This is a genomic window from Paenibacillus lacisediminis (assembly GCF_046567315.2).
Genome location: NZ_JBKIAX020000047.1, coordinates 1 through 578 on the forward strand (window position 1 = coordinate 1; position 578 = coordinate 578).

Below are 578 nucleotides of genomic sequence, written 5' to 3' on the forward strand. Positions count from 1 at the left end.
ACCCGAAGTCGGTGAGGTAACCGCAAGGGGCCAGCCGCCGAAGGTGGGGTAGATGATTGGGGTGAAGTCGTAACAAGGTAGCCGTATCGGAAGGTGCGGCTGGATCACCTCCTTTCTATGGAGTACTTCGTTCCTGTAACGGAACGGTACAAAATTGACGTGTTCCCATTTGTTCAGTTTTGATGGAATTTGCGGGGCCATAGCTCAGCTGGGAGAGCGCCTGCCTTGCAAGCAGGAGGTCAGGAGTTCGATCCTCCTTGGCTCCACCATATAATTTCATCAATTTTTTTGAAATTTTGAACGTCACTTTCCGTGATCGTTACAAAATTTCATCATTGATCCTTGAAAACTGGATAACGAAACGAAATTTGCGTTTTAGAACAATCCTTTTAGCTGAACTTGTGTCAAAACAAGTGAAGATATTAGTGGTTTGATATTTTCCCTTGGGGAAAAATCATGGTTAAGCTACTAAGAGCACACGGAGGATGCCTAGGCGCTAGGAGCCGAAGAAGGACGTGGCGAACAACGAAACTGCCTCGGGGAGCTGTAAGCAAGCATCGATCCGGGGATATCCGAAT

At 47.2% G+C, this 578-nt stretch carries 1 tRNA gene and 2 rRNA genes; all 3 read left to right on the plus strand.

Going from position 1 to position 578, the window contains the following annotated elements:
- Nucleotides 1-115 (plus strand): 16S ribosomal RNA (locus tag ACLD72_RS32205); the annotation flags it as partial.
- Nucleotides 116-193: 78 nt separating this feature from the next.
- Nucleotides 194-269 (plus strand) — tRNA-Ala (locus tag ACLD72_RS32210).
- Between the two features lie 189 nt (nt 270-458).
- Nucleotides 459-578: ribosomal RNA gene (locus ACLD72_RS32215) — 23S ribosomal RNA — on the plus strand; the annotation flags it as partial.